The organism is Enterobacter cloacae complex sp. ECL414 (genome assembly GCF_021869685.1).
Taxonomy (GTDB): Bacteria; Pseudomonadota; Gammaproteobacteria; order Enterobacterales; family Enterobacteriaceae; genus Enterobacter; species Enterobacter kobei.
In genome coordinates, this window is the sequence record NZ_CP091481.1 from 3687179 (window position 1) to 3713817 (window position 26639).

Genomic DNA, 26639 nt, shown 5'->3' on the forward strand with positions numbered 1-26639 from the left:
CCTAAAGCACTAATCGCCGAAGGGAAATCGTTTCCACTGTGTTCTTCTCAAGGAGTTCAGACATGTTCTCGCCGCAATCTCGCCTGCGCCACGCTGTGGCGGATACTTTTGCGATGGTTGTTTACTGTTCCGTCGTGAACATGCTGATTGAAATATTCCTCTCAGGAATGACCTTTGAGCAGTCACTTTCTTCGCGTCTGGTGGCCATCCCGGTCAACATTATTATCGCATGGCCATACGGGTTATACCGCGATGCGGTAATGCGTTTCGCCCGTCGTATCAGCCCCGCAGGCTGGGTAAAAAACCTGGCGGACGTGCTGGCTTATGTGACGTTCCAGTCTCCGGTATATGTGGCTATTCTGTTAACCGTGGGCGCAGACTGGCACCAGATCGTCGCGGCGGTCAGTTCGAATATTGTTATTTCGATGTTGATGGGCGCCGTATACGGCTATTTCCTCGACTACTGCCGCCGTCTGTTCAAAGTCAGTCAGTACAGCCAGGCGAAAGCGTGATGTGAAGCGACTGGCGAATGCCAGTCGCCAGTTTACTGTACGTCGCCAAACAGTCCCTTCAGAAACCGCTCCAGCGCCATGCGCGAACTGAAGCCATGCGGAATACCATAATGCTCATGCGTTTCTCCGCCTAAATAGAGCGGGAATTGCTGATAATGATCGCAGGTTTTAATATCCGAGGCAGGCTCAGCAAATGACAGACTTCTGTCTTTCAGCGTCGGGTGAATAATGAGAGCAGTACGTCCCATTCTGGCTTCACGATTAACATACACATAATTCTCACCGCGGCGATATCCATACGCTTTTGACGTCACCTCATCCATGGTGAATCCCTCTTTTTCAAGAACGCGTGCCACCTCGTCAGGTCGTAAATACATATCTTTTCCTCGTTATCTTTTCCTGCCCGGCAACCTTACAGTATTCAGCATTAGCAGGGCTTTCAGAATAGTCCATAAACTGCCGGATAACGCGTGACGCGCTTCAGATATTAAATTTCTGAACTAAACTGATCGGGAACGCAAATTTACGGAGGATCGTATGTTTAACAGACCGAACCGAAACGATATTAACGACGACGCGCAGGATATTCGTAATGATGTCAGCCAATTAGCGGACACGCTGGAAGAGGTGCTGAAGTCCTGGGGATCTGACGCGAAGGACGAAGCGGATGCCGCAAAACGTAAGGCTCAGTCTCTGCTCCGTGAAACCCGCGCCAGAATGAACGGACGTTCACGCGCCACGCAGGCTGCCTGCGACATGGCAAGCTGTGCAACGACCTTCGTACGTGAAAAGCCACTGTGTACGCTGGGAACGGTCGCAGCGGTCGGCATCTTTGTCGGCGCCCTGCTCAGCCTGCGAAAATAAGTGCGGCTTCTCATCAGCCCCGGTGGCCTCAGGCGCCGGGGCTTTTCTTTGCCTTATCCTTTGAAAAACCCGTGCAGCCCGCCCTGCCCCGCTGAGCTCATCATCAGGGCAATATCAATCTGAATTTCCCATATCTTGTATGGTTGAAAGTTAAGATAACTACATCTAGTATTTCCTTTAGCAAGACACACACAACCTGACGCGATGATTCGCGCCGCTCTCTCATTTTAAATGGAAATACGAATCATGAGTATTATTATTTACACTCGTAACAATTGTGTTCAGTGCCACGCCACCAAGCGGGCGATGGAAAGCCGTGGAATGGTTTTTGAGATGGTGAATATCGACCAGCAGCCTGAGGCCGCTGAGACCCTTCGGGCGCAGGGATTCCGTCAGCTCCCGGTGGTCATTGCCGGCGAAACCCGGTGGTCCGGCTTTCGCCCGGACATGATTAACCGCCTGAGCGCCCAGGCCGCCAGCGCATGAGTGGGCTGGTCTACTTCTCCAGCAGCTCGGAAAACACGCTTCGCTTTATCGCGCGCGTCGGGCTGCCTGCGGTGCGTATTCCGCTTAATGAGCGGGAACGTATTCAGGTAGACGAACCTTACATTCTGGTGGTGCCCAGCTATGGCGGTGGCGGTACGGCAGGCGCCGTGCCTCGCCAGGTGATCCGCTTTCTTAACGATCCGCATAACCGCAGGCTTATCCGTGGCGTGATCGCGGCAGGCAATCGTAATTTCGGCGATGCCTTTGGCCGCGCCGGGGATGTCATCTCTCAAAAATGCGGCGTGCCGTATCTCTATCGCTTCGAACTGATGGGGACACAGCAGGACGTAGAAAATGTGCGAAAAGGAGTGAACGAATTTTGGCAACGACAACCGCAGAACGGATAATCCAGGCAACACCTGATTACCACGCATTAAACGCAATGCTTAACCTCTATGATCGGGAGGGGCACATTCAGTTTGGCAAAGATCATGAGGCGGTGGAGGCCTTTTTCGCCGCCCACGTCCGTCCAAACAGCGTCGTTTTTGGCAGCCAGCAGGAACGCCTCGACTTTCTGGTTAAAGAGGGCTATTACGAGGAGCGCGTGTTGACCCGCTACGACCGCGCCTTCGTGGTGAAGCTTTTCGAGCGCGCGCATGCGAGCGGTTTTCGTTTCCAGACCTTCCTCGGCGCGTGGAAGTATTACACCAGCTACACCCTGAAAACCTTCGACGGTAAACGCTACCTGGAGCATTTTGAAGATCGCGTCGTGATGGTGGCGCTGACCCTTGCCCAGGGCGATGAAGCGTTGGCTGAACGGCTGATGGAGGAGATCCTCGCCGGGCGCTTCCAGCCCGCTACGCCAACGTTTCTCAACTGCGGTAAGGCCCAGCGCGGCGAGCTGGTCTCCTGCTTCCTGCTGCGCATCGAAGACAATATGGAGTCGATTGGCCGTGCGGTAAACTCGGCGCTTCAGCTTTCCAAACGCGGCGGCGGCGTGGCGTTTCTGCTCTCGAACCTGCGTGAAGCGGGCGCGCCGATCAAGCGCATTGAAAACCAGTCTTCCGGCGTGATCCCGGTGATGAAGATGCTGGAAGATGCATTCTCCTACGCCAACCAGCTTGGCGCACGCCAGGGCGCCGGGGCGGTTTACCTGCACGCGCATCATCCCGATATTCTGCGTTTTCTGGATACCAAACGCGAAAATGCCGACGAGAAAATCCGTATCAAAACCCTGTCGCTGGGGGTGGTGATCCCGGATATCACCTTTAAACTGGCCAAAGAGAATGCCGAGATGGCGCTCTTTTCGCCGTATGACGTTGAGCGTATTTACGGCAAACCCTTTGGCGACGTAGCCATCAGCGAGCGCTACGAGGAGCTGGTAGCCGACGAGCGCATCCGCAAAAAAACCATCAACGCCCGCGATTTCTTCCAGACGCTGGCAGAAATCCAGTTTGAGTCTGGCTATCCGTACATCATGTACGAGGATACGGTAAACCGCGCGAACCCGATTGCCGGACGCATCAACATGAGCAACCTGTGCTCGGAGATTTTGCAGGTCAACAGCGCGTCATCCTACGACGAGAACCTGGACTACGCGGCTATCGGCAAGGATATCTCCTGTAACCTCGGGTCGCTGAATATCGCCCACACCATGGATTCCCCTGACCTCGGCCGCACGGTGGAGACGGCCATTCGCGGACTGACGGCGGTATCGGACATGAGCCACATCCGCAGCGTGCCCTCCATCGAAGCGGGTAACGCCGCATCGCACGCTATCGGCCTGGGGCAGATGAACCTTCACGGCTACCTGGCACGCGAAGGCATCGCCTACGGCAGTCCGGAAGGGCTGGATTTTACTAACCTCTATTTCTATACCATTACCTGGCATGCGCTGCACACCTCAATGATGCTGGCGCGCGAGCGCAACCAGCGGTTCGCGGGATTTGAACAGTCGCGCTACGCCAGCGGGGAATATTTTAGCCAGTATCTTGAAGGTGAGTGGCAGCCGAAAACCGCAAAAGTGCGCGATCTCTTTGCCCGCGCGGGGATAACCCTGCCGACGCGCGAGATGTGGCAGCAGCTGCGTGATGACGTGATGCGCCACGGTATCTATAACCAGCACCTCCAGGCCGTGCCGCCGACCGGGTCTATCTCGTATATCAACCATGCCACGTCGAGCATTCATCCGATTGTGTCGAAAATTGAAATTCGCAAGGAAGGCAAGACCGGACGCGTTTACTACCCTGCCCCGTTTATGACCAACGACAACCTGGCGCTGTATCAGGATGCGTATGAAATCGGCCCGGAAAAAATCATCGATACCTACGCCGAAGCGACAAAACACGTGGATCAGGGGCTGTCGCTGACGCTCTTCTTCCCGGATACCGCCACCACGCGGGATATCAACAAAGCGCAGATCTACGCCTGGAAGAAAGGCATCAAAACGCTTTACTACATTCGCCTGCGCCAGCTTGCGCTGGAAGGCACCGAAATCGAAGGCTGCGTGTCCTGCGCGCTGTAAGGAGAAAGGATGAAACTGTCACGCGTGAATGCCGTTAACTGGAACAAAATCCAGGACGATAAAGATCTGGAGGTATGGAACCGCCTGACCAGCAACTTCTGGCTGCCGGAAAAAGTCCCGCTCTCCAATGATATTCCGGCCTGGCAAACCCTGAGCCATGCCGAGCAACAATTGACGATCCGAGTCTTTACCGGCCTGACGCTCCTGGACACCATCCAGAACACCGTTGGTGCCCCGGCGTTGATGGCTGACGCGCTGACGCCGCATGAAGAGGCGGTGATGTCGAACATCAGCTTTATGGAGGCGGTGCACGCCCGCTCTTACAGCTCGATTTTTTCCACGCTGTGCCAGACCAAAGACGTGGATGCGGCTTACGCCTGGAGTGAAGAGAGCGCGTCATTGCAGCGCAAGGCTGCGCTGGTGCTTGAGTATTATCGGGCCGACGAGCCGCTGAAAAAGAAGGTCGCCAGCGTGTTTCTGGAATCCTTCCTCTTCTACTCTGGCTTCTGGCTGCCAATGTACTGGTCGAGCCGGGGCAAGCTCACCAACACCGCCGACCTGATTCGGCTCATCATTCGGGATGAAGCGGTGCACGGGTATTACATCGGCTATAAATACCAGAAAGGTCTGGAGAAAATCAGTACGGAAAAACGCGATGAACTAAAAGGGTTTGCGCTCGATTTGCTGATGGATCTGTACGATAACGAGCTGAGCTATACCGAAGAGCTGTACGCCGGAACGGGCTGGGAAGAAGACGTCAAAGCGTTCCTCTGCTACAACGCCAACAAGGCGCTGATGAACCTTGGTTACGAGGCGCTGTTTCCGCCGGAGATGGCGGAAGTGAATCCGGCAATTCTGGCGGCGCTGTCGCCTAATGCCGACGAAAACCACGATTTCTTCTCCGGGTCCGGTTCATCGTATGTGATGGGCAAAGCGGTGGAGACGAAAGACGAAGACTGGGATTTTTAATGAGTGAATTAACGTTCATTAATTAAATATAAATCCCTTTATTTCTACCAGAATATTTCCCTGGGAACTACACTGTAATTCCTCCGTCATATTCGCCTGAATCACACCGATTCAGGCGAAATTCCCCGATGCAGCAGCAAAAATTTAAGAAAAACTCAAATGACGCTCAGCCCTTTACTCATGGGAAATTCAGCCGTTTCGCTTACCTGAAAATCCCCACCATAAGCAAACGCAGGGTTGTCTCAGATTCTCAGTATGTTAGGGTTATGCCCGTTAACAATTTACCATGGTAATCATATTGGCATAAACAAATAACAGGACACTCTCTATTGCATGGCAATTAAATTAGAAGTGAAAAATCTTTATAAAGTATTTGGCGAGCATCCACAGCGCGCATTCAAATATATTGAAAAAGGCCTTACGAAAGAGCAAATTCTGGAAAAAACCGGGCTATCGCTTGGCGTTAAAGACGCCAGTCTGGCCATTGAAGAAGGCGAGATTTTTGTCATCATGGGGTTATCCGGTTCGGGTAAATCCACTATGGTTCGCCTTCTCAATCGCCTGATTGAACCCACCCGCGGACAGGTGCTGATTGACGGCGTGGATATCGCCAGAATATCAGACGCAGAGCTCCGCGAGGTGCGCAGAAAGAAGATTGCAATGGTGTTCCAGTCATTCGCGCTAATGCCGCATATGACGGTGCTGGATAATGCCGCTTTCGGTATGGAATTAGCGGGCGTTGCTGCGCAAGAACGTCAGGAAAAAGCGCTTGATGCGCTGCGTCAGGTTGGGCTCGAAAATTATGCTCACGCCTGGCCGGATGAACTTTCCGGCGGGATGCGTCAGCGTGTGGGCTTAGCCCGCGCATTAGCCATTAATCCAGACATATTATTAATGGATGAAGCCTTCTCCGCGCTCGACCCGTTAATTCGCACCGAGATGCAGGATGAGCTGGTAAAATTACAGGCAAAACATCAGCGAACCATTGTCTTTATTTCCCATGATTTAGATGAAGCCATGCGTATTGGCGACCGCATTGCCATTATGCAAAATGGTGAGGTGGTGCAGGTCGGCACGCCGGATGAAATACTGAATAATCCGGCAAATGATTACGTGCGTACCTTCTTCCGCGGCGTGGATATTAGCCATGTGTTTAGCGCGAAAGATATTGCCCGTCGAACGCCAAACGGCATTATCCGTAAAACGCCAGGTTTCGGTCCACGCTCCGCGCTTAAGCTTCTGCAGGACGAAGACCGTGAATACGGTTATCTGGTTGAACGCGGCAATAAATTTGTCGGCATTGTCTCCATCGACTCCCTGAAAACCGCCCTTAGCGAAAATCAGGGAATCGATGCGGCGTTAATTGACGCTCCCCTTGCCGTGGACGCCGAAACGCCGCTCAGCGAGTTGCTCTCCCACGTCGGCCAGGCGCCGTGTGCCGTTCCGGTCGTCGGGGAAGAACAACAGTACGTCGGCATCATCTCAAAACGCATGTTGCTGCAGGCTTTAGATCGCGAGGGAGCAAACAATGACCGATCAATCTAACCCGTGGGGCACCACTGAAGCAGCGGACAGCGCTGCGCAATCTGCCGATGCGTGGGGCTCCACGCCAGCACCTGCCGATGGCGGTGGCGCGGCGGACTGGCTCAACAGCGCACCTGCGCCTGCGCCAGAACACTTCAACATTATGGATCCGTTCCATAAAACGCTGATCCCACTCGATAGCTGGGTCACGGAGGGGATCGACTGGGTAGTAACGCATTTTCGTCCGCTCTTTCAGGGGATCCGCGTCCCGGTGGATTACATCCTCAACGGCTTCCAGCAGCTGATGCTCGGTATGCCAGCGCCGGTCGCGATCGTTTTGTTCTCGCTGATCGCCTGGCAGTTCGGTAGCGCAGGAATGGGGATCGCCACGCTGATTTCGCTGATTGCCATTGGCGCCATTGGCGCCTGGTCGCAGGCGATGATCACCCTGGCACTGGTGCTGACCGCCCTGCTCTTCTGTATTGTCATCGGCTTGCCGATGGGGATCTGGCTGGCACGTAGCCCGCGGGCGGCGAAGATCATTCGTCCGCTGCTGGATGCGATGCAGACCACACCGGCATTCGTCTATCTGGTGCCTATCGTAATGCTGTTCGGTATCGGTAACGTGCCGGGCGTGGTGGTAACCATTATCTTCGCCCTGCCGCCGATTATTCGTCTGACCATCCTGGGCATTAACCAGGTGCCGGCCGATCTGATCGAAGCGTCACGCTCGTTTGGTGCCAGCCCGCGTCAGATGCTGTTTAAGGTTCAACTCCCGCTGGCGATGCCGACCATCATGGCAGGCGTTAACCAGACGCTGATGCTGGCGCTGTCGATGGTGGTCATTGCCTCAATGATCGCCGTGGGCGGTCTGGGCCAGATGGTGCTGCGCGGTATTGGCCGTCTCGATATGGGGCTGGCAACCGTCGGCGGCGTGGGCATTGTGATCCTCGCCATTATTCTTGACCGCCTGACACAGGCTGTCGGTCGTGATTCACGCAGTCGCGGCAACCGTCGCTGGTATACCACCGGCCCTGTCGGGTTATTCACCCGCCCTTTCACGAAATCAAAATAAGGAACAACGATGCGACATAACGTACTTTTTGCCACAGCGTTTGCCACCCTTGTCTCCACCAGCACGTTTGCAGCTGACCTGCCGGGTAAAGGCATCACCGTGCAGCCGGTGCAGAGCACCATTTCGGAAGAGAGCTTCCAGACGCTCATCGTCAGCCGAGCCCTGGAAAAACTGGGCTACACGGTCAACACGCCGAGCGAAGTGGATTACAACGTGGGCTACACCTCGATTGCCTCCGGTGATGCCACCTTTACCGCGGTGAACTGGCAGCCGCTGCACGACGATATGTATGCCGCCGCCGGTGGCAACAAGAAATTCTATCGTGAAGGCACCTTCGTAACCGGTGCAGCGCAGGGTTATCTGATCGACAAGAAAACCGCCGATAAGTACCACATCACCAATATTGAACAGCTGAAAGATCCGAAGATCGCCAAACTGTTCGACACCAACGGTGACGGTAAAGCCGACATGATGGGTTGCTCACCGGGCTGGGGCTGTGAAGCGGTGATTAATCACCAGAACAAAGCCTATGACCTGGCGAAGACGGTTGATGTCAGCCACGGCAACTATTCGGCGATGATGGCCGACACCATTGCCCGCTTCAAAGAGGGTAAACCGGTGATCTACTACACCTGGACGCCGTACTGGGTGAGCGACGTGCTGAAGCCGGGTAAAGACGTGGTGTGGCTGCAGGTGCCATTCTCCTCCCTGCCGGGCGAGCAGAAGGATATCGACACCAAACTGCCGAACGGCATGAACTACGGCTTCCCGGTGAATACCATGCATATTGTGGCGAACAAAGCGTGGGCCGAGAAAAACCCGGCGGCAGCAAAATTGTTCTCGGTAATGAAACTGCCACTGGCGGATATCAATGCTCAGAACGCCATGATGCATGCGGGCAAATCGTCTGAAGCGGATGTCAAAGGTCACGTCGACGGCTGGATCAAAGCCCACCAGCAGCAGTTTGACGGCTGGGTGAAAGAGGCGCTTGCGGCGCAGAAGTAGAGCACAAAGCCTTACCCCTCACCCTAACCCTCTCCCCAAAGGGGAGAGGGGACGTGATACACCCTCTCCCCTTTGGGGAGAGGGCCGGGGTGAGGGGGCACCAGACCGTACGATCCCCCTAAACCGCACAATCCATCACCCAACAATCCCCCCACCTTAACAATCATTCGCTATTATGGTTTCCGGAAAAATAATCACTTAACGAACGATTCCTGAAACTCATGACAAAAACAACTCCAGGGCTTAGCCCCGCACTTATCCTTTTAATGTCCGTGGCAACGGGTCTGGCCGTCGCCAGCAACTATTACGCGCAACCCCTTCTCGACACCATCGCCCGCGCGTTCAACCTTTCTGCCAGTTCCGCTGGCTTCATCGTGACGGCGGCACAGCTCGGCTACGCCGCCGGGTTGCTGTTCCTGGTGCCGCTTGGCGATATGTTTGAACGCCGGATGCTGATTGTTTCGATGACGCTGCTGGCGGCAGGTGGCATGCTGATCACCGCCAGCAGCCAGTCGCTGACGATGATGATCGTCGGTACCGCGCTGACCGGGCTGTTCTCCGTCGTCGCGCAAATCCTGGTTCCCCTCGCCGCGACGCTGGCCTCACCGGACAAACGTGGCAAGGTAGTGGGCACCATCATGAGCGGCCTGCTGCTGGGGATTTTGCTGGCGCGTACCGTGGCAGGACTACTGGCAAGCCTCGGCGGCTGGCGCACCGTTTACTGGGTGGCGAGCGTGTTAATGGTGGTGATGGCGCTGGCGCTGTGGCGCGGCCTGCCGAAGGTGAAGCAAGAGAACCATCTTAACTATCCGCAGCTTCTGGCCTCCGTGTTCAGCCTGTTCACTCAGGATAAACTCCTGCGCACCCGCGCCCTGCTGGGATGTTTGACCTTCGCCAACTTCAGTATTCTCTGGACCTCAATGGCGTTTCTGCTCGCGGCACCGCCGTTTAACTATTCTGAAGGCGTCATTGGTCTGTTCGGCCTGGCCGGTGCTGCGGGCGCGCTGGGCGCGCGTCCGGCGGGTGGGCTGGCCGACAAAGGCAAATCACATTTGACCACCACCGCCGGGCTGGTTTTGCTCCTGCTCTCCTGGGCGGCGATCTGGTATGGACACGTCTCGGTGCTGGCGCTGATCGTCGGTATTCTGGTACTCGACCTCACCGTACAGGGTGTCCACATTACTAATCAGACCGTGATTTATCGCGTGAAACCCGAAGCGCGTAACCGCCTCACCGCCGGATACATGACCAGCTACTTCATTGGTGGTGCTGCCGGTTCATTAATTTCAGCGTCGGCGTGGCAGCATGCCGGCTGGTCGGGCGTGTGTGGGATTGGGGCCATCGTTGCCGCGCTCAACCTCCTTGTATGGTGGCGCGGCTACCATCGCCAGGAGGCGATTCACTAAGTTTTACATTGCTTTGGGCCTCTTAGGGTATAAAGGGGCCCTGCAGTCTGTTAATGTAAACGTAATCATTTATCCCAGAAATTTTAATGTGGGTGACATATCTACAATTGGCATGAATAGTTCAGACCCCCGTCCTCACATCCTCTCTTCTACGGGTTCACACCCTACTCTTTCTGTGCTCACCGGGTCACGGACTTACCCGGCGCTTTCTGACGGTGACATTCATTTGGCGGATATAACCGCACAAATAATTCATTTACATTATTTGTCACTGTCGTTACTATATCGGCTGTAATTAATGAGGTTATGCCCAAATGGATAGTTCGTTTACGCCCATTGAACAAATGCTTAAATTCCGCGCCAGTCGCCATGAGGACTTCCCGTATCAGGAAATCCTGCTGACTCGCCTGTGCATGCACATGCAGGGTAAGCTTCTGGAAAACCGTAATAAGATGCTGAAAGCTCAAGGGATTAACGAGACGTTGTTTATGGCGTTGATTACGCTGGAGTCTCAGGAAAACCACAGTATTCAGCCTTCTGAGCTGAGCTGCGCGCTGGGCTCTTCCCGTACCAACGCAACCCGTATTGCCGATGAGCTGGAAAAGCGCGGCTGGATTGAACGCCGTGAAAGCGACAACGATCGTCGTTGCCTGCATCTGCAACTGACCGACAAAGGTCACGAATTCCTGCGTGAGGTACTGCCACCTCAGCACAATTGCCTGCACAAACTCTGGTCTGCCCTCAGCACCGCCGAGCGCGACCAGCTTGAGCACATCACGCGCAAGCTGCTCACCCGTCTGGATCAGATGGATGAAGATGGCGCCATTCTTGAGGCGCTGCGCTAACGCGACGACACGCTCAACAATCCAGATTCATAAGAAAACCGACAGGCCAGCACGTCACACTGCTGGCCTTTCTGACAACAGGTCGGCTCAGCCGATGTGAAAATAAGAAGATCGTGGAGAACAACAATGAGCGCAAATGCGGAGAGCACTAACCCGCAGCAACCGGCCAACAAGAAAGGCAAACGTAAAAGTGCCCTTCTTCTGTTGACCTTGCTCTTTATTATTATTGCCGTGGCATATGGGATCTATTGGTTTTTAGTATTGCGTCATGCTGAAGAGACAGACGACGCCTACGTGGCAGGGAACCAGGTACAGATTATGGCGCAGGTGTCGGGCAGCGTGACGAAAGTCTGGGCTGACAATACCGACTTTGTGCAAAAAGGCGATGTGTTGGTCACCCTCGATCCGACTGACGCGCAGCAGGCATTTGAGAAAGCCCAGACCGCGCTGGCCTCCAGCGTTCGTCAGACCCGCCAGTTGATGATCAACAGCAAACAGCTGCAGGCCAATATCGACGTGCAGAAAACGGCACTCGCACAGGCGCAGAGCGACCTCAACCGCCGCGTACCGCTCGGCACCGCCAACCTGATTGGCCGTGAAGAGCTGCAACACGCCCGCGATGCCGTTGCCAGCGCTCAGGCGCAGCTGGATGTGGCGATTCAACAGTACAATGCCAACCAGGCAATGGTGCTGGGCACCAGCCTTGAAAACCAGCCCGCCGTGCAGCAGGCGGCGACTGAAGTGCGTAACGCATGGCTAGCCCTGCAGCGTACCAAAATCGTCAGCCCGATGACCGGCTATGTCTCCCGCCGTTCCGTTCAGCCAGGGGCGCAGATCAGCCCGACCACGCCGCTGATGGCGGTCGTTCCGGCAGACAATCTGTGGGTAGACGCTAACTTTAAAGAGACGCAACTTGCCCATATGCGTATCGGCCAGACCGCGACGGTTGTCAGCGACATCTACGGCGATGACGTGAAGTACACCGGGAAAGTGGTTGGCCTGGACATGGGTACCGGCAGCGCCTTCTCCCTGCTGCCTGCGCAGAACGCCACCGGTAACTGGATCAAAGTGGTTCAGCGTCTGCCTGTGCGTATTGAACTGGATGCAAAACAGCTGGCGGATCACCCGCTGCGTATCGGCCTCTCAACGCTTGTGACGGTTGACACCGCGAACCGCGACGGTCAGATCCTGGCAAGCCAGGTGCGTAGCAGCCCGGCTTATGAAAGTAACGCCCGTGAAATTAGCCTCGATCCGGTCAACAAGCTGATCGATGACATCGTGAAGGCAAACGCCGGTTAATCCGAAGGTGAGCGTTATGCAACAGCAAAAGCCGCAAAAACCGCTGGAAGGCGCGCAGCTGGTCATTATGACCATCGCGCTGTCGCTGGCGACATTCATGCAGGTGCTGGACTCCACCATCGCAAACGTGGCGATCCCGACCATCGCCGGTAACCTTGGCTCGTCGCTGAGCCAGGGGACCTGGGTCATTACCTCATTCGGGGTGGCAAACGCCATCTCCATTCCGATCACCGGCTGGCTGGCAAAGCGCGTCGGTGAGGTGAAGCTGTTCCTGTGGTCTACGGTGGCGTTTGTGCTGGCCTCCTGGGCATGCGGCATGTCAAACAGCCTGACGATGTTGATTTTCTTCCGCGTCATTCAGGGGATTGTCGCCGGGCCGCTGATCCCGCTTTCCCAGAGTTTGCTGCTGAGCAATTATCCCCCTGCGAAACGCTCCGTCGCGCTGGCGCTCTGGTCAATGACCGTGATCGTCGCGCCTATCTGCGGACCCATTCTCGGCGGATACATCAGCGATAACTATCACTGGGGCTGGATCTTCTTCATCAACGTACCGATTGGCGCCGTCGTGGTATTAATGACGCTGCAATCGCTGCGGGGACGAGAGACGCGCACCGAACAGCGGCGTATCGACAGCATCGGGCTGGCGCTGCTGATCCTGGGTATCGGTAGCCTGCAGATCATGCTCGACCGGGGTAAAGAGCTCGACTGGTTCAACTCGCAGGAGATCGTCATCCTGACCATTGTCGCGGTGGTGTCGCTCAGCTTCCTGATTGTCTGGGAGCTGACGGACGACAACCCGATAGTCGATCTCTCGCTGTTTAAGTCGCGAAACTTCACCATCGGCTGTCTGTGTATCAGCCTCGCCTATATGCTCTACTTCGGCGCGATTGTTCTGCTGCCACAGCTGTTGCAGGAGGTGTATGGCTATACCGCAACCTGGGCGGGGCTGGCGTCTGCACCTGTTGGGGTGATCCCGGTTCTGCTGTCGCCGATCATTGGCCGCTTCGCCCATAAGCTCGACATGCGTCGTCTGGTGACGTTCAGCTTCATCATGTACGCGGTGTGCTTCTACTGGCGTGCGTATACCTTCGAGCCAGGAATGGACTTTGGCGCCTCGGCGTGGCCGCAGTTTATTCAGGGCTTCGCGGTCGCGTGCTTCTTTATGCCGCTAACCACCATCACGCTCTCCGGATTACCCCCTGAGCGTCTGGCGGCGGCGTCGAGCCTGTCGAACTTCACCCGAACGCTGGCGGGCTCCATCGGGACGTCAATCACCACCACCCTGTGGACGAACCGTGAATCGATGCACCATGCCCAACTGACCGAAGCGGTGAATCCGTACAACCCGAATGCCCAGCAGATGTACAGCCAGCTGCAGGGCATGGGGATGACGGAGCAGCAGGCATCCGGCTGGATTGCCCAGCAGATCACCAGCCAGGGACTGATTATCTCGGCCAACGAGATTTTCTGGATTTCGGCAGGGATCTTCATCGTCCTGCTGGGGCTGGTGTGGTTTGCCAGACCACCGTTTGGTGCCGGTGGCGGGGGCGGTGGCGCGCACTAGTCCTCTGCGGCGGTTGCCGGGTGGCGGCTACGCCTTACCCGGCCTACGATAACCGGGCCGCCATCCGCAGGCCCGGTTGTCCAAAACGCGATAGCAATTGTCATTTCCGATAAAGCAGCGCGCCTGAAATCTCGTCACGATAGTGAAAAGACAACAGGAGCGCACCATGCTGAACACACCCGCAGACAAATACTCGCCTTACCCTACTCTCTCTCTGCCCGATCGCCGCTGGCCGGAGCAGCGCATCACCCGCGCGCCGCGCTGGCTCTCAACCGACTTACGCGACGGCAACCAGGCGCTGGCCGAGCCGATGGACAGCGCCCGCAAGCTCCAGTTTTGGGATCTTCTGCTGAGCTGCGGCTTTAAGGAGATTGAGGTCGCCTTTCCTTCCGCCTCACAGACGGACTTCAACTTTGTTCGCCAGCTGATTGAAGAGAACCGCATCCCGGATGATGTCACCATTCAGGTGCTCACGCAGGCGCGGGAAGATCTGATCGTCCGCACCTTTGAGTCCCTGCGCGGCGCAAAGCAGGCCACGGTACATCTTTATAACGCCACCGCCCCGCTGTTCCGTCGTCTGGTGTTTGGCATGGAGAAGGCGCAAATCGTCGAGCTGGCTACGCGCTCCACCCGCCTTATTCGTCAGCTGTGTGAAGAGAACCCGGATACCCACTGGCAGTATGAATATTCACCGGAAACCTTCTGCTTTACCGAGCCGGAGTTTGCGCTGGAAATTTGTGAGGCCGTGGCAGAGATCTGGCAGCCGTGCGATGCGCGTCCGATGATCATCAACTTACCGGCCACCGTTGAAGTCAGTACGCCAAACGTCTATGCCGATCAGATTGAATATTTCTGCCGTCACTTCAGCCGCCGCGCCGACGTCTGCATCAGCGTGCATCCGCATAACGACCGCGGCACAGGCGTCGCCAGCGCGGAGCTGGCCGTCATGGCCGGGGCTGACCGCGTCGAGGGCTGTCTGTTTGGTAACGGCGAGCGGACGGGCAACGTCTGCCTGGTGACGCTGGCGATGAACCTCTACAGCCAGGGCGTTAGCCCCGGCCTGGACTTTAGCGATATGAACCGGGTGGTGGAAGTGGTGGAAACCTGCAACCAGCTGCCGGTACACCCGCGCCATCCGTGGGCAGGACGGCTGGCCTACACCGCCTTCTCCGGTTCGCACCAGGACGCGATCAAAAAAGGCTTTGATGCCCGCAAGCCTGGCGAGCGCTGGGAGATGCCCTACCTGCCTGTTGACCCTCAGGATATCGGCTGCACCTATGAAGCGGTGATCCGCGTTAACAGCCAGTCAGGGAAAAGCGGTAGCGCGTGGCTTATCGAGCAAAATCATGGGCTGAAACTGCCCCGCGCCCTGCAGCAGGATTTCAGCCAGCACGTGCAGCAGGAAACCGACCGCCACGGAAAAGAGATGACGCAAAATGCACTGTGGCAGCTGTTCCGCACCCGCTACGGTCTGGTGGAAACACCGCTGTTTGCGCTGCAATCGTACCGCAGCGACAGTCAGCAGGATGGCCAGTTGCGTTTAACGGCAAGCGTCACAACGCAGGGGGGGACGCGTCAGCTTGAGGGACACGGGAATGGCTTGCTGTCCGCTGCCGCTCATGGCCTGAGCCGCTGGATCAACGCGCCGTTTGTAATTAAGGATTATCACGAACACACGCTGGGTGAACGCAGCGACAGCCGCTCGGTGGCATACATTCGCTGTCTGTTCCAGGACGGTACCAGCCGCTGGGGCGTAGGCATTGATAGCGACGTTGCACGCGCATCGCTTCAGGCGCTCTTTAATGCGGTCAGTCGTTCTTAAAATAATCGCTGGGTGAGATACCCATCACCCGGCGGAACATGGCCGTAAAGGCGCTGTGGCTGCCGTAACCCAGATCCAGCGCCACACCTAATACCGGCTGGCCCTGCGCCAGCCGCACTAAGGCTTCCAGCAGCCGCGCCCTTCTCACCCACTCGCTGTAGCGTAATCCCGTCTGCTGCTGAAAATGACGGTTCAGCGTGCGCTCGCTCATGCCAAGCGCGCTCGCGCTCTGTTGACTGTTCCAGCTCTCTCCTGGCGACTGACGGATCTGTCGGCACAGCTGGCGTAACGGTTCACTTTCCGGCTCCGGCAGATGAAACGGCAGCACCGGCATGATGCGAAGTTCATCCAGAATGAGTTCATACACGCGCTCGTCACGGCTTCCCGGTGAGTACGATTCAGGCAGTGAGAGGGCGGAGAGGATCAGCTCGCGCAACAGGGGCGAGATCTGCACGATCTGGCACGTGGCCGGGAGATCGGCTCGCGCCAGTGGATCAATAAACAGCGTCCGCGCCGCTACGCTACCGGTGATGCGCAGGGCGTGTTGTGTCCCCGCAGGAAGCCAGACGCCGCGCCCGGGTGGTACCACCCAACAGCCAGATGCCGTTTCGACCCGCACGACGCCCGTCAGGCTGTGCAGCAGCTGCGCGCAGTCGTGCTGGTGCCATGGCTCACTGTCGCCATGAACGTAATCATGGGCAAACGGAACAAGGGGACGATGGGTAAAGGAGAACGTTGAGGTTGTGGTCATGGGCTAAACAACCCTCACCCTACCCTCTCCCGGAGGGAGAGGGAAAAGGTGCACTAGATGTGCAGTTCCTGCAGTTTTTCTTTCGGCAGGGCCAGCTCTTCGTTGCTGTTCACGCGAACATCACGCTCGATGATGTGACGAGCGATGTCCTGCGCTTCTTCCAGAGAGTGCATCTGGTAAGTCCCGCACTGGTAAACGTTCAGCTCTGGGATCTGGTTCTGCTCTTTCACCTTCAGCACGTCTTCCATGGCTGCTTTCCACGCGTCTGCAACGCGTTTCTCTTCCGGCTGACCGATCAGACTCATGTAGAAACCGGTACGGCAGCCCATCGGAGAGATATCGATAATCTCAACGCCGTTACCGTTCAGGTGGTCGCGCATAAATCCGGCGAACAGGTGCTCCAGCGTGTGAATGCCTTTCTCTGGCATCACTTCTTTGTTCGGCACGCAGAAGCGCAGATCGAAGACGGTGATCGTGTCGCCGTGCGGGGTGTGCATGGTCTTCGCCACGCGGACTGCAGGTGCTTCCATACGGGTATGGTCGACAGTAAAGCTATCTAATAACGGCATACGTCACCTCCGATAGTGATTTTTTTTAAAATAAACTGAACTCTTCTACACAATGCGCGTCTGAGTATATGAAAGACGCGCATTTGTTATCATCATCCCTGAATTCAGAGATGTATATTTTGGCCACAGCGATGTGGCCTTTTTCTTTTGGTTCAAGCCTGTTTCGCCAGAAACGCTTCAAACGACTCCGTATCCGCCGCTTCAACCTCTTTCTGACGCACCACGGACGCATCGCGTTCTGCTTCAAAATCCGCTTCGCGCAGGATCTCTAATGGCTCCTGCATCAGCATCTCACGGTATTCCGCGGAGAGTGCACGCCCGGTACCACCAATGCCCTGATCAATCATAGAACGCAGAATGCGTGCTGAGAATGTCAGTTCCGGGTTATCGAAGCACTCTACCAACTGGTCGCAGATCTGTTGGTAGGCGTCGCCGCCGTCAATGCTGTCCAGAGTCCGGGCAACACGCTTCAGGTCACGGAACAGATCTTTACCCACTTTGGTCAGCGGGAACTGTGCCGTTTCGCAGCCAATACCCAGCGTCAGACCCGGCTTACGCCCTTCCAGAATCACGCGATTCCAGTTTGTACGGGTGCAAAGCAGTTCGTCTGCACTCATTTCCGGCGCATCCGCCAGCGCACACCAGACCATAAACAGATCCAGGAAGCGAACCTGCTGCTCATCAACGCCAATCGGTGAGAACGGGTTGATATCCAGCGAACGTACTTCAATGTATTCAATGCCGCCGCGCTGTAGCGCATCCGACGGGGTTTCACCGCTGCGCGTCACGCGCTTAGGACGAATCGGCGCATACAGTTCGTTTTCAATTTGCAACACGTTGCTGTTGATTTGCAGGCGTTTGCCGTCTTTTTCGAGGCCGATTTTCGCGTACTCTTCCGACGGGGTTTTGATCGCCCGCTTCAATCCTGCCACATATTCGTGCAATTCGTTAAACGTAATACCGAGATTGCTTTGCGATTTATTGGTATAGCCCAAATCGCTCATGCGCAGAGACGTCGCGTACGGGAGATAGTACATGCCGCACTCGGTCTTTTCGAACGGCAGCGTGGTGGGTTTCCCCTGCAGGAACGAAGAGCAAATGGCAGGTGACGCGCCAAAGAGATACGGGATCACCCAGCCGAAACGGTAATAGTTGCGGATCAGACGGAAATACCCGGCTGAGATCGCTTCTTTGTCCGTTTCTCCCCCTTTCGCCTGCCAGAACGCCATCGGCAGCGAGAAATTGTAGTGCACGCCAGAGATGGTCTGCATCAATGCGCCGTAGCGATTTTTCAGACCTTCGCGATAGAGCGTTTTCAGCCGACCGATATTTGACGTGCCGTACTGCGCCAGCTCAATCTCCTGGCCCTGTTCGATATAGCACGGCATGCTGAGCGGCCACATACGCTCGTCACCAAGATTGCGCGCCGTATAGCGATGAATATCGCGCAGGATTGTCAGCATGTGATCAATATCGCCGTCCACCGGCGTGATGAACTCCAGCAGCGCTTCAGCGAAATCGGTTGTGATCCATTTATGTGTCAGCGCCGAGCCTAACGCCTTCGGGTGACCCGTCGTCGCTAAGCTACCGTCCGCGTTAACGCGCAGCGTTTCACGCTCAAGACCACGCTGAATACCCTTCAGAGCCTGAGGGTGGTTTTCCAGCCAGGCCAGCGCCTGAGATACGTCCGGGATCAAATTGACCTCCCGCCTGTCAAAGTAATGTTACTCAGCATAATTGTAATGGTTGACGATTGAAGGTCGCGTATTCATTCCACCAATTAGTGCCACCACGTCATACCCTGTAGTGTTGCCCACGCCACGAGAACATAGCGCAACGCCTTGCCAAGGCACAAAAAAAAGAGCACCGGTCCCCAGGAGATGCGCATCCATCCCGCCAGCAGACACAGTAAATCGCCTATTACAGGCATCCAGCTTAATAACAGCGTGGCAGCGCCATAGCGTTTTAGCCAGCCAACTGCCTTTTCCTGCCAGCGCGACGTTTTGCGCAGCGGAAAGAAACGCCCAAGAATAACGTTAGTCAGCCCTCCAAGGCTATTACCCATTGTTGCTATTAATACAAGTAGCCAGGGCTGACTGACGCCGGACAACAACATCGCCACCAGCACCACTTCCGAATTTCCCGGTAACAGCGTGGCGCTTAAAAAACTGCTGGCGAATAATGAGGCAAGTGACAATGCGTCACTCACAGTAAGCGCACATCCACCGCATCCATTCCGGCATCACGTGCGGCCTGGATACCAAAATCGGCATCCTCAAACACGACGCATTTTGCCGCCGGTACGCCCATTAATTCTGCGCAGAGCAGGAAGGTGTCCGGTGCTGGCTTGTGACGCTTAACATGATCGGCAGCGACGACAGCTGAAAAATAGTGGCGCAGGCCAAGATGGTTGAGCAAGGCTTCTGCAATCGCGCTCTCGCTGCCCGTGCCGACAGACATAGGGCGACGTCCGTGCCACGCTTTAACCACGTCGATAAGGGGTAAAGGTTGTACGGTGTCTAACAGTATGGCTTTAACCGCATCGGTTTTTTCGCGCGCGAGCAGGTAGGGGTCGAGATCGGCCTGATTCAGTTCAATCACGGCCTGCGCAATACGCCAGGTTGGGGATCCGTTGAGGGCTATCATCGCCTGCAGGTCGAAACGCATACCGTAGCGGCCCAGGACCTCGGTCCAGGCTTGACGATGCGTGGGTTCGGTATCAAGCAGGGTGCCATCCATATCGAAGATCAAACCGTCATACTGTGCGTACATCGTGCTCTCGCTAAACGATTAACAAAGCATTACTTTATCGTAAATGGTGGTTTTTGTCGCTGATTGCGAAGTGATAACAATGAGAGTGATTAAGAACTAAACATCGAAGGGGACGATAAGAAGAGATGGTGCATCCGGGAGGATTACTCGGCTACGCCTCGCCCTACGGGCCGTTGCTGAAGCACGTTATCCTCCCTGGTGCTTGCGTTTAACTCGCAGACCTTGAAACAACAGTATGGCTGTTATCTCGGAGAATATGGTGCATCCGGGAGGATTCGAACCTCCGACCGCTCGGTTCGTAGCCGAGTACTCTATCCAGCTGAGCTACGGATGCATCAGGGAAATGCTTTTAGAAACAGTAAATGGTGCATCCGGGAGGATTCGAACCTCCGACCGCTCGGTTCGTAGCCGAGTACTCTATCCAGCTGAGCTACGGATGCATCAGGGAACTGCTTTCAGAAATAGTAAATGGTGCATCCGGGAGGATTCGAACCTCCGACCGCTCGGTTCGTAGCCGAGTACTCTATCCAGCTGAGCTACGGATGCATCGGGATTTACTACTGTACTGCTCGATATTCATATCACTTCGAAAGCAATATGAAGTAATAGATGGTGCATCCGGGAGGATTCGAACCTCCGACCGCTCGGTTCGTAGCCGAGTACTCTATCCAGCTGAGCTACGGATGCAAAATGGCGGTGAGGCGGGGATTCGAACCCCGGATGCAGCTTTTGACCGCATACTCCCTTAGCAGGGGAGCGCCTTCAGCCTCTCGGCCACCTCACCACACAACGCCTCTTTCGAGTGCTTCGAGTAACTCGTTAAGAGCTTCTCGTCGCTGCGTGGCGCATATATTACTTTCTGGGACTTATAAGTCAAACAATTTTCCAAAAGCTTTTATCGTTTGCACAAATCACACGCAATTCGCATGTAAAACCCGCAAAGAGGGTGTTTTATAAGCGGATTTTGCATCGAACTTCTCAAAAAACGTTTGTAGAAAGGCTGGGGTTGGGGCGCGTTAAGAATAGTAGAGTGGTTAAAAAGAGAGCGGTTGAAATGAAACGGTAACGTTGAGCAGGAAAAATGACAGGAGGGTTGCGTCTCGCCCGACAGCGAGACGCGACAATATCAGTAACTGGACTGCTGGGATTTTTCAGCCTGGATACGCTGGTAGATCTCTTCACGGTGGACAGATACTTCTTTAGGAGCGTTAACACCAATACGTACCTGGTTACCCTTTACCCCTAAAACTGTCACGGTGACCTCATCCCCAATCATGAGGGTCTCACCAACTCGACGAGTCAGAATCAGCATTCTTTGCTCCTTGAAAGATTAAAAGAGTCGGGTCTCTTGTATCCCGGCATTATCCATCATATAACGCCAAAAAGTAAGCGATGACAAACACGTAAAGTGTAAGCAGTCACGGCATCACATTCTGTTAAACGTAAGTTTAGCCGATATACACAAACTCAACCTGACTTTATCGTTATCGATAGCACAGTGAACAAGACGCCATAACGTTGCCGCTATGGCGTCTGATTGTGCTTTGTAGTTATTACAGTTTCGCGCTCACCCAGCTTTCTACGCTGGCCAAAGCTTGCGGAAGTGCCGCCGCATCCGTACCACCGGCTTGCGCCATGTCCGGACGACCGCCTCCCTTGCCACCCACCTGCTGGGCGACCATACCAATCAGTTCCCCTGCTTTTACGCGGTCGGTCACATCCTTAGAGACGCCCGCAATCAGAGAAACCTTACCTTCTGCCACTGTCGCCAGCACGATAACGGTAGAACCAAGCTGGTTCTTGAGATCGTCGACCATAGTACGCAGCATCTTAGGCTCAACTCCCGCCAGATCGCTGACCAGCAGTTTGACGCCCTTAATGTCTACCGCTTTGCTGGAGAGGTTTGCACTCTCCTGCGCCGCAGCCTGTTCTTTCAGCTGCTGGAGCTCTTTTTCCAGCTGACGGGTTCGCTCCAGCGCAACACGCACTTTCTCGCCCAGATTCTGGCTATCGCCTTTCAGCAGCTGCGCGATGTCGTGCAGCTGATCGCTCTGCGCATGCAGGCTGGCAATTGCGCCTTCACCGGTTACCGCTTCAATACGACGCACGCCAGCCGCCGTACCCGACTCGGAAACGATGCGGAACAGGCCGATGTCACCGGTGCGCGATGCGTGAGTACCACCGCACAGTTCGGTCGAGAAGTCGCCCATGCTCAGTACGCGAACACGTTCGTCATATTTCTCACCAAACAGCGCCATCGCACCTTTTTTCTTCGCGTCCTCGAGGTCCATGATATGGGTCTCGATCGGCAGGTTACGACGGATCTGAGCGTTCACCAGATCCTCCACCGCACGGATTTCCGACGGTTTCATCGCTTCAAAGTGCGAGAAGTCGAAACGCAGTACTTTGTCATTAACCAGAGAACCTTTCTGTGCAACATGGGTGCCCAGCACGTCGCGCAGGGCAGCGTGCATCAGGTGGGTTGCAGAGTGGTTCAGACGAATACGCGCACGGCGTGCTTCATCAACATTCGCCTGCACGCCCTCGCCCACTTTCAGCGAACCGGAAACCAGTTTGCCCTGGTGACCAATCGCCTGACCGAATTTCTGGGTGTCGCTTACGCTGAAGCTGAAACCATTGCCTTTCAGTTCGCCCTTATCGCCAACCTGGCCGCCGGACTCTGCGTAGAACGGCGTTTTGTCCAGAATGACAACCGCATCCTGACCTGCACTGATGCTGTCTACGGCTTTTCCGTCAACAAACAGGGCGGTCACTTTACCGGTCAGTTCCAGTGCGTCGTAGCCTTTGAATTCAGACGCGCTATCAACGCGGATCATCGCGTTGTAGTCTGCGCCGAAACCGCTGGATTCACGCGCACGACGACGCTGTTCTTCCATCGCGGCTTCGAAGCCCGCTTCGTCAACTTTGATGTTACGCTCACGGCAAACGTCCGCCGTCAGGTCAACCGGGAAGCCGTAGGTGTCGTACAGGCGGAAAGCGGTTTCGCCATCCAGCGTGTCGCCCTTCAGTTTTGCCAGTTCTTCATCCAGCAGCGCCAGACCGCGCTCCAGCGTACGGGCAAACTGCTCTTCTTCGGTTTTCAGAACCTGCTCGACCTGCGCCTGCTGGCGTTTCAGCTCGTCACCGGCTGCACCCATCACGCCAATAAGTGGCCCAACGAGTTTGTAGAAGAAGGTGTCCTTCGCGCCCAGCATGTTGCCATGACGGATCGCACGACGAATGATACGACGAAGCACGTAGCCACGGTTTTCATTCGACGGGATTACGCCGTCGGCAATCAGGAACGCACAGGAACGAATGTGGTCTGCAATCACGCGCAGCGATTTGTTGTTCAGATCGGTCGCACCGGTCACTTCCGCAACGGCTTTGATCAGGGTGCTGAACAGGTCAATTTCGTAGTTGGAGTTAACGTGTTGCAGCACGGCGGCAATACGCTCCAGGCCCATACCGGTATCAACGGACGGTTTCGGCAGCGGCTCCATGGTACCGTCTGCCTGACGGTTGAACTGCATGAAGACGATGTTCCAGATCTCAATATAGCGATCGCCGTCTTCTTCCGGGCTGCCAGGAGGTCCACCCCAGATGTGGTCGCCGTGATCGTAGAAGATCTCGGTGCACGGACCGCAAGGACCGGTATCACCCATCTGCCAGAAGTTGTCAGACGCGTATGGCGCGCCTTTGTTATCACCGATGCGAATAATGCGCTCGCGCGGGATACCGACCTCTTTTTCCCAGATTTCGTAGGCTTCGTCATCGGTTTCATAGACGGTAACCCACAGACGCTCTTTCGGCAGGTTGAACCAGTTTTCACCGGTCAGCAGTTCCCACGCATATTGAATGGCATCGTGTTTGAAATAGTCGCCGAAGCTGAAGTTACCCAGCATTTCGAAGAACGTGTGGTGACGCGCGGTGTAACCGACGTTTTCCAGGTCGTTGTGTTTACCGCCCGCACGCACGCAACGCTGTGAGGTTGTGGCGCGGGAATAATTACGCTTGTCGAGACCAAGGAACACATCCTTGAACTGGTTCATCCCGGCGTTGGTAAACAGTAAAGTCGGGTCGTTGTTCGGTACCAGGGAGCTGCTGGCAACAACCTGGTGTCCCTTACTATGGAAAAAATCGAGAAACGCCTGACGGATCTCAGCGGTGCTCTTGCTCATAATTATCCTGAAATCAAGCTAACGAAATGTCGCAGCCAGCCTGTATCGATAAACCGTTGGACAGACCAGCTACTGGAAAAAGTGGGAATAAGATAAGTTTTCTTTGGTGGGAAGTAAAATCCCGCATGCGTTCAATCCACAAAATTGCGCCAGATATCCTGAATATCTTCCATCAGAAAGCCGCGGTAGAGCAAAAAGCGCTGGATTTTGACTTTATCTGAAAAATCACGCGGCAGCGGTTCGCCGTACTTTCGAATCGCCTGCTCTTTCGCCAGTTCACACCAGTCTGTGTCGCATTCACGCATCGCTTTTTCAATCGATTCCCGGGCTACCCCTTTCTGATTCAGTTCCTGACGGATGCGTGCAGGACCGTAGCCTTTACGTCCGCGGCTGGCGAGAAAGCGGGCGGCAAAGCGTTCGTCATCGAGGTAATGATGTTCATAGCACCAGGCAACCACGCGGTCATAATCTTCGGCAGTGGCATCAATCTCTTCCGGCCCGTTTTTGCTCATGACAGGCGCTGACAGTTTTCGTCTTAGCTCCTGTTCGCTGTGGTCACGCACGGCAAGTATACGTACGGCACGGTCCAGCAAGCGCGAGTAGGCGGGTCGGCGTGTGGTCGGTTCACTCATATAAAACCTGCAGATTCAGAAATGCAAAAAGGGCCGCATCAGCAGCCCTTCATCTTTACACGAGAGACTTAAAAGTCTTCGTTGGTTTCTTCAGCATCCGCAGCATCCACCACGAAATCAGGTTTAGAGTCCTGGTTGCTCAGCAGAAGCTCACGCACCTTCTTCTCAATCTCTTTCGCCGCAGCCGGGTTCTCTTTCAGCCAGGAAATCGCATTCGCTTTACCCTGACCAATTTTGTCACCGTTATAGCTATACCAGGCGCCCGCTTTTTCAATCAGCTTCTCTTTCACGCCCAGGTCAACCAGCTCACCGAAGAAGTTAATCCCTTCGCCGTAGAGGATCTGGAATTCAGCCTGCTTGAACGGTGCGGCGATTTTGTTCTTCACAACCTTCACGCGCGTTTCGCTACCAACGACGTTTTCACCCTCTTTCACCGCGCCGATACGGCGGATATCCAGACGGACAGAGGCGTAGAATTTCAGTGCGTTACCACCGGTTGTGGTTTCCGGGTTACCGAACATCACACCAATTTTCATACGGATCTGGTTGATGAAGATCAGCAGCGTGTTGGACTGCTTCAGGTTACCTGCCAGCTTACGCATCGCCTGGCTCATCATACGTGCCGCGAGGCCCATGTGAGAGTCGCCGATTTCACCTTCGATTTCCGCTTTTGGCGTCAGTGCAGCAACGGAGTCGACCACGATAACGTCAACAGCACCAGAGCGCGCCAGCGCGTCACAAATTTCCAGCGCCTGCTCACCGGTGTCCGGCTGAGAACACAGCAGGTTGTCGATGTCCACGCCCAGTTTACGCGCATAAACAGGATCCAGCGCGTGCTCGGCATCGATAAACGCACAGGTTTTACCTTCGCGCTGTGCCGCAGCAATCACCTGCAGCGTCAGGGTGGTTTTACCGGAGGACTCTGGCCCGTAGATCTCTACGATACGGCCCATTGGCAGACCGCCCGCGCCCAGCGCGATGTCCAGAGAAAGCGAACCGGTGGAGATCGTTTCAACATCCATGGTACGGTCTTCACCCAGGCGCATGATGGAGCCTTTACCGAATTGCTTTTCGATCTGGCCCAGTGCTGCCGCCAACGCTTTCTGTTTGTTTTCGTCGATAGCCATTATTACTCCTGTCATGCCGGGAGAAGCGACTGTGCTTCACCGTGGATTTCTGTTCTGTTGGTGCAATTATACTGTATAGTCATACAGTATCAAGTGTTTTGTAGAAATTGTTGCCAGAGCGTTTTTAACGCATATTCCGTTGCCTGACGACGCACGCTTTCACGGTCGCCGCTAAAGCACTCCCGGCGAGTGATCCCTTCACCTTTTGAGGTCGCAAAACCAAACCAGACGGTGCCTACGGGCTTCACGTCACTGCCGCCGTCCGGGCCCGCGATGCCGCTGATTGAAATCGCGTAATCTGCCCGCGCCTCTTTTAGCGCGCCAATGGCCATCTCGATCACCACCGGCTCGCTGACCGCGCCGTGCTGTTCCAGCGTAGATTCACGCACGCCAATCATCTGTGCTTTAGCTTCGTTACTGTAGGTCACAAAGCCGCGTTCAAACCAGGCGGAACTGCCGGCAATATCGGTAATCGCTTTCGCCACCCAGCCGCCGGTGCAGGATTCCGCGGTGGTAAGGGTCGCCCCGCGTTGCTTAAGCGCCAGTCCGACTATCTCGCTAAGCTGCATCAATTCATGGTCAGTCATTCTCGCTCCAGGCTTCAGAAAAACGTGCAGCACAAGATAGCACTTTCTCGTCAAATATGGGGATGCGCTTCGGGTTTTACGAGGGGGCTTCAGAAAAAAGCCGATGCGGGCGCACCGGCTATGGG

General features: G+C 55.3%; 25 protein-coding genes and 5 tRNA genes. 14 read left to right on the plus strand and 16 right to left on the minus strand.

Annotation, left to right across the window (positions count from 1 at the left end; genetic code table 11):
- The first annotated feature begins 62 nt into the window (after positions 1 to 62).
- A complete protein-coding gene (alaE, locus tag L3068_RS17720) occupies positions 63 to 512 on the plus strand; it encodes an L-alanine exporter AlaE (RefSeq protein WP_023331140.1) in 450 nt (149 codons plus the stop codon).
- Between the two features lie 32 nt (positions 513 to 544).
- Here alaE and L3068_RS17725 read toward each other — a convergent pair whose 3' ends face one another.
- Positions 545 to 889 carry a DUF2002 family protein gene (locus L3068_RS17725; RefSeq protein ID WP_006811693.1) on the minus strand — a complete coding sequence of 115 codons (345 nt, stop codon included), beginning with the start codon at positions 887 to 889 and terminating at the stop codon, positions 545 to 547.
- Positions 890 to 1049: 160 nt separating this feature from the next.
- Between L3068_RS17725 and L3068_RS17730 the strand changes: the two genes are divergently transcribed.
- From L3068_RS17730 to leuA, 13 genes are all read left to right on the plus strand, one after another.
- Entirely contained in the window at positions 1050 to 1376 is a 327-nt protein-coding gene (locus L3068_RS17730) for an ElaB/YgaM/YqjD family protein (RefSeq protein WP_023308924.1), read from the plus strand.
- Between the two features lie 246 nt (positions 1377 to 1622).
- Positions 1623 to 1862, plus strand: a complete 240-nt coding sequence (nrdH, locus tag L3068_RS17735) for a glutaredoxin-like protein NrdH (RefSeq protein ID WP_014884959.1) — start codon at positions 1623 to 1625, stop codon at positions 1860 to 1862.
- Positions 1859 to 2269 carry a class Ib ribonucleoside-diphosphate reductase assembly flavoprotein NrdI gene (gene nrdI / locus L3068_RS17740; RefSeq protein ID WP_058690784.1) on the plus strand — a complete coding sequence of 137 codons (411 nt, stop codon included), beginning with the start codon at positions 1859 to 1861 and terminating at the stop codon, positions 2267 to 2269. The genes nrdH and nrdI overlap by 4 nt, the downstream gene beginning before the upstream one ends.
- Complete coding sequence (nrdE, locus tag L3068_RS17745; protein WP_117580965.1) at positions 2242 to 4386, plus strand: class 1b ribonucleoside-diphosphate reductase subunit alpha; 2145 nt, start codon at positions 2242 to 2244, stop codon at positions 4384 to 4386. The genes nrdI and nrdE overlap by 28 nt, the downstream gene beginning before the upstream one ends.
- 9 nt (positions 4387 to 4395) lie before the next feature.
- Positions 4396 to 5355, plus strand: coding sequence for a class 1b ribonucleoside-diphosphate reductase subunit beta (gene nrdF / locus L3068_RS17750; protein WP_014884962.1), 960 nt, complete (start codon positions 4396 to 4398; stop codon positions 5353 to 5355).
- A 333-nt stretch (positions 5356 to 5688) separates the two neighbouring features.
- Positions 5689 to 6900, plus strand: a complete 1212-nt coding sequence (gene proV, locus L3068_RS17755) for a glycine betaine/L-proline ABC transporter ATP-binding protein ProV (protein ID WP_045134074.1) — start codon at positions 5689 to 5691, stop codon at positions 6898 to 6900.
- Positions 6884 to 7954, plus strand: coding sequence for a glycine betaine/L-proline ABC transporter permease ProW (gene proW, locus L3068_RS17760; protein WP_014884964.1), 1071 nt, complete (start codon positions 6884 to 6886; stop codon positions 7952 to 7954). The genes proV and proW overlap by 17 nt, the downstream gene beginning before the upstream one ends.
- A 9-nt stretch (positions 7955 to 7963) precedes the next feature.
- Positions 7964 to 8959, plus strand: a complete 996-nt coding sequence (gene proX / locus L3068_RS17765) for a glycine betaine/L-proline ABC transporter substrate-binding protein ProX (RefSeq protein ID WP_117580967.1) — start codon at positions 7964 to 7966, stop codon at positions 8957 to 8959.
- A gap of 221 nt (positions 8960 to 9180) precedes the next feature.
- Positions 9181 to 10365 (plus strand): MFS transporter, encoded by a 1185-nt coding sequence (locus L3068_RS17770; RefSeq protein WP_014884966.1) that lies wholly within the window; start codon positions 9181 to 9183, stop codon positions 10363 to 10365.
- Positions 10366 to 10679: 314 nt separating this feature from the next.
- Positions 10680 to 11210 carry a transcriptional repressor MprA gene (mprA, locus tag L3068_RS17775; protein ID WP_014884967.1) on the plus strand — a complete coding sequence of 177 codons (531 nt, stop codon included), beginning with the start codon at positions 10680 to 10682 and terminating at the stop codon, positions 11208 to 11210.
- 126 nt (positions 11211 to 11336) lie between these two features.
- On the plus strand, positions 11337 to 12509 hold the full coding sequence (gene emrA / locus L3068_RS17780; RefSeq protein WP_014884968.1) for a multidrug efflux MFS transporter periplasmic adaptor subunit EmrA: 1173 nt from the start codon (positions 11337 to 11339) through the stop codon (positions 12507 to 12509).
- A 16-nt stretch (positions 12510 to 12525) separates the two neighbouring features.
- Positions 12526 to 14073 carry a multidrug efflux MFS transporter permease subunit EmrB gene (gene emrB / locus L3068_RS17785; protein WP_014884969.1) on the plus strand — a complete coding sequence of 516 codons (1548 nt, stop codon included), beginning with the start codon at positions 12526 to 12528 and terminating at the stop codon, positions 14071 to 14073.
- A gap of 166 nt (positions 14074 to 14239) precedes the next feature.
- Positions 14240 to 15895, plus strand: a complete 1656-nt coding sequence (gene leuA, locus L3068_RS17790) for a 2-isopropylmalate synthase (RefSeq protein WP_117580969.1) — start codon at positions 14240 to 14242, stop codon at positions 15893 to 15895.
- On the opposite strand, the gene L3068_RS17795 is transcribed toward leuA, so the two are convergent.
- The 15 genes from L3068_RS17795 to pncC all read right to left on the minus strand — a co-directional run bounded on the left by L3068_RS17795 (position 15882) and on the right by pncC (position 26514).
- Entirely contained in the window at positions 15882 to 16646 is a 765-nt protein-coding gene (locus L3068_RS17795; RefSeq protein WP_014884971.1) for an AraC family transcriptional regulator, read from the minus strand. The genes leuA and L3068_RS17795 overlap by 14 nt on opposite strands.
- A gap of 53 nt (positions 16647 to 16699) precedes the next feature.
- The gene (gene luxS, locus L3068_RS17800; RefSeq protein WP_014884972.1) at positions 16700 to 17215 is read right to left on the minus strand and encodes an S-ribosylhomocysteine lyase; all 516 of its coding nucleotides are present in this window, start codon (positions 17213 to 17215) and stop codon (positions 16700 to 16702) included.
- Between the two features lie 152 nt (positions 17216 to 17367).
- Positions 17368 to 18912: a glutamate--cysteine ligase gene (gene gshA, locus L3068_RS17805; RefSeq protein ID WP_014884973.1), complete on the minus strand. Its 1545-nt coding sequence runs from the start codon at positions 18910 to 18912 to the stop codon at positions 17368 to 17370.
- Between the two features lie 83 nt (positions 18913 to 18995).
- Entirely contained in the window at positions 18996 to 19424 is a 429-nt protein-coding gene (locus tag L3068_RS17810) for a YqaA family protein (protein ID WP_014884974.1), read from the minus strand.
- On the minus strand, positions 19421 to 19987 hold the full coding sequence (yqaB, locus tag L3068_RS17815; protein ID WP_014884975.1) for a fructose-1-phosphate/6-phosphogluconate phosphatase: 567 nt from the start codon (positions 19985 to 19987) through the stop codon (positions 19421 to 19423). The genes L3068_RS17810 and yqaB overlap by 4 nt, the downstream gene beginning before the upstream one ends.
- A 257-nt stretch (positions 19988 to 20244) precedes the next feature.
- Positions 20245 to 20321: transfer RNA gene (locus L3068_RS17820), tRNA-Arg, on the minus strand.
- A gap of 29 nt (positions 20322 to 20350) precedes the next feature.
- Positions 20351 to 20427, minus strand: a tRNA-Arg gene (locus L3068_RS17825).
- Between the two features lie 29 nt (positions 20428 to 20456).
- Positions 20457 to 20533: transfer RNA gene (locus L3068_RS17830), tRNA-Arg, on the minus strand.
- A 64-nt stretch (positions 20534 to 20597) separates the two neighbouring features.
- Positions 20598 to 20674, minus strand: a tRNA-Arg gene (locus L3068_RS17835).
- 4 nt (positions 20675 to 20678) lie between these two features.
- A tRNA-Ser gene (locus L3068_RS17840) sits at positions 20679 to 20771 on the minus strand.
- Between the two features lie 342 nt (positions 20772 to 21113).
- The gene (gene csrA, locus L3068_RS17845; RefSeq protein WP_000906486.1) at positions 21114 to 21299 is read right to left on the minus strand and encodes a carbon storage regulator CsrA; all 186 of its coding nucleotides are present in this window, start codon (positions 21297 to 21299) and stop codon (positions 21114 to 21116) included.
- 241 nt (positions 21300 to 21540) lie between these two features.
- Entirely contained in the window at positions 21541 to 24168 is a 2628-nt protein-coding gene (gene alaS / locus L3068_RS17850) for an alanine--tRNA ligase (protein ID WP_023331147.1), read from the minus strand.
- A 131-nt stretch (positions 24169 to 24299) separates the two neighbouring features.
- On the minus strand, positions 24300 to 24800 hold the full coding sequence (gene recX / locus L3068_RS17855; protein ID WP_014884977.1) for a recombination regulator RecX: 501 nt from the start codon (positions 24798 to 24800) through the stop codon (positions 24300 to 24302).
- 68 nt (positions 24801 to 24868) lie between these two features.
- Complete coding sequence (recA, locus tag L3068_RS17860) at positions 24869 to 25927, minus strand: recombinase RecA (protein WP_014884978.1); 1059 nt, start codon at positions 25925 to 25927, stop codon at positions 24869 to 24871.
- Positions 25928 to 26016: 89 nt separating this feature from the next.
- Positions 26017 to 26514 carry a nicotinamide-nucleotide amidase gene (gene pncC / locus L3068_RS17865; protein WP_023331148.1) on the minus strand — a complete coding sequence of 166 codons (498 nt, stop codon included), beginning with the start codon at positions 26512 to 26514 and terminating at the stop codon, positions 26017 to 26019.
- Between the last annotated feature and the right edge of the window lie 125 nt (positions 26515 to 26639).

Excerpts from the sequence above, each read along its gene's own strand:
- alaE (WP_023331140.1), top strand. The coding sequence starts at position 63 with ATGTTCTCGCCGCAATCTCGCCTGCGCCACGCTGTGGCGGATACTTTT.
- L3068_RS17725 (WP_006811693.1), bottom strand. The coding sequence starts at position 889 with ATGTATTTACGACCTGACGAGGTGGCACGCGTTCTTGAAAAAGAGGGA.
- L3068_RS17730 (WP_023308924.1), top strand. The coding sequence starts at position 1,050 with ATGTTTAACAGACCGAACCGAAACGATATTAACGACGACGCGCAGGAT.
- nrdH (WP_014884959.1), top strand. The coding sequence starts at position 1,623 with ATGAGTATTATTATTTACACTCGTAACAATTGTGTTCAGTGCCACGCC.
- nrdI (WP_058690784.1), top strand. The coding sequence starts at position 1,859 with ATGAGTGGGCTGGTCTACTTCTCCAGCAGCTCGGAAAACACGCTTCGC.
- nrdF (WP_014884962.1), top strand. The coding sequence starts at position 4,396 with ATGAAACTGTCACGCGTGAATGCCGTTAACTGGAACAAAATCCAGGAC.
- proV (WP_045134074.1), top strand. The coding sequence starts at position 5,689 with ATGGCAATTAAATTAGAAGTGAAAAATCTTTATAAAGTATTTGGCGAG.
- proW (WP_014884964.1), top strand. The coding sequence starts at position 6,884 with ATGACCGATCAATCTAACCCGTGGGGCACCACTGAAGCAGCGGACAGC.
- proX (WP_117580967.1), top strand. The coding sequence starts at position 7,964 with ATGCGACATAACGTACTTTTTGCCACAGCGTTTGCCACCCTTGTCTCC.
- L3068_RS17770 (WP_014884966.1), top strand. The coding sequence starts at position 9,181 with ATGACAAAAACAACTCCAGGGCTTAGCCCCGCACTTATCCTTTTAATG.
- mprA (WP_014884967.1), top strand. The coding sequence starts at position 10,680 with ATGGATAGTTCGTTTACGCCCATTGAACAAATGCTTAAATTCCGCGCC.
- emrA (WP_014884968.1), top strand. The coding sequence starts at position 11,337 with ATGAGCGCAAATGCGGAGAGCACTAACCCGCAGCAACCGGCCAACAAG.
- emrB (WP_014884969.1), top strand. The coding sequence starts at position 12,526 with ATGCAACAGCAAAAGCCGCAAAAACCGCTGGAAGGCGCGCAGCTGGTC.
- leuA (WP_117580969.1), top strand. The coding sequence starts at position 14,240 with ATGCTGAACACACCCGCAGACAAATACTCGCCTTACCCTACTCTCTCT.
- L3068_RS17795 (WP_014884971.1), bottom strand. The coding sequence starts at position 16,646 with ATGACCACAACCTCAACGTTCTCCTTTACCCATCGTCCCCTTGTTCCG.
- luxS (WP_014884972.1), bottom strand. The coding sequence starts at position 17,215 with ATGCCGTTATTAGATAGCTTTACTGTCGACCATACCCGTATGGAAGCA.
- yqaB (WP_014884975.1), bottom strand. The coding sequence starts at position 19,987 with ATGTACGCACAGTATGACGGTTTGATCTTCGATATGGATGGCACCCTG.
- csrA (WP_000906486.1), bottom strand. The coding sequence starts at position 21,299 with ATGCTGATTCTGACTCGTCGAGTTGGTGAGACCCTCATGATTGGGGAT.
- alaS (WP_023331147.1), bottom strand. The coding sequence starts at position 24,168 with ATGAGCAAGAGCACCGCTGAGATCCGTCAGGCGTTTCTCGATTTTTTC.
- recX (WP_014884977.1), bottom strand. The coding sequence starts at position 24,800 with ATGAGTGAACCGACCACACGCCGACCCGCCTACTCGCGCTTGCTGGAC.
- recA (WP_014884978.1), bottom strand. The coding sequence starts at position 25,927 with ATGGCTATCGACGAAAACAAACAGAAAGCGTTGGCGGCAGCACTGGGC.
- pncC (WP_023331148.1), bottom strand. The coding sequence starts at position 26,514 with ATGACTGACCATGAATTGATGCAGCTTAGCGAGATAGTCGGACTGGCG.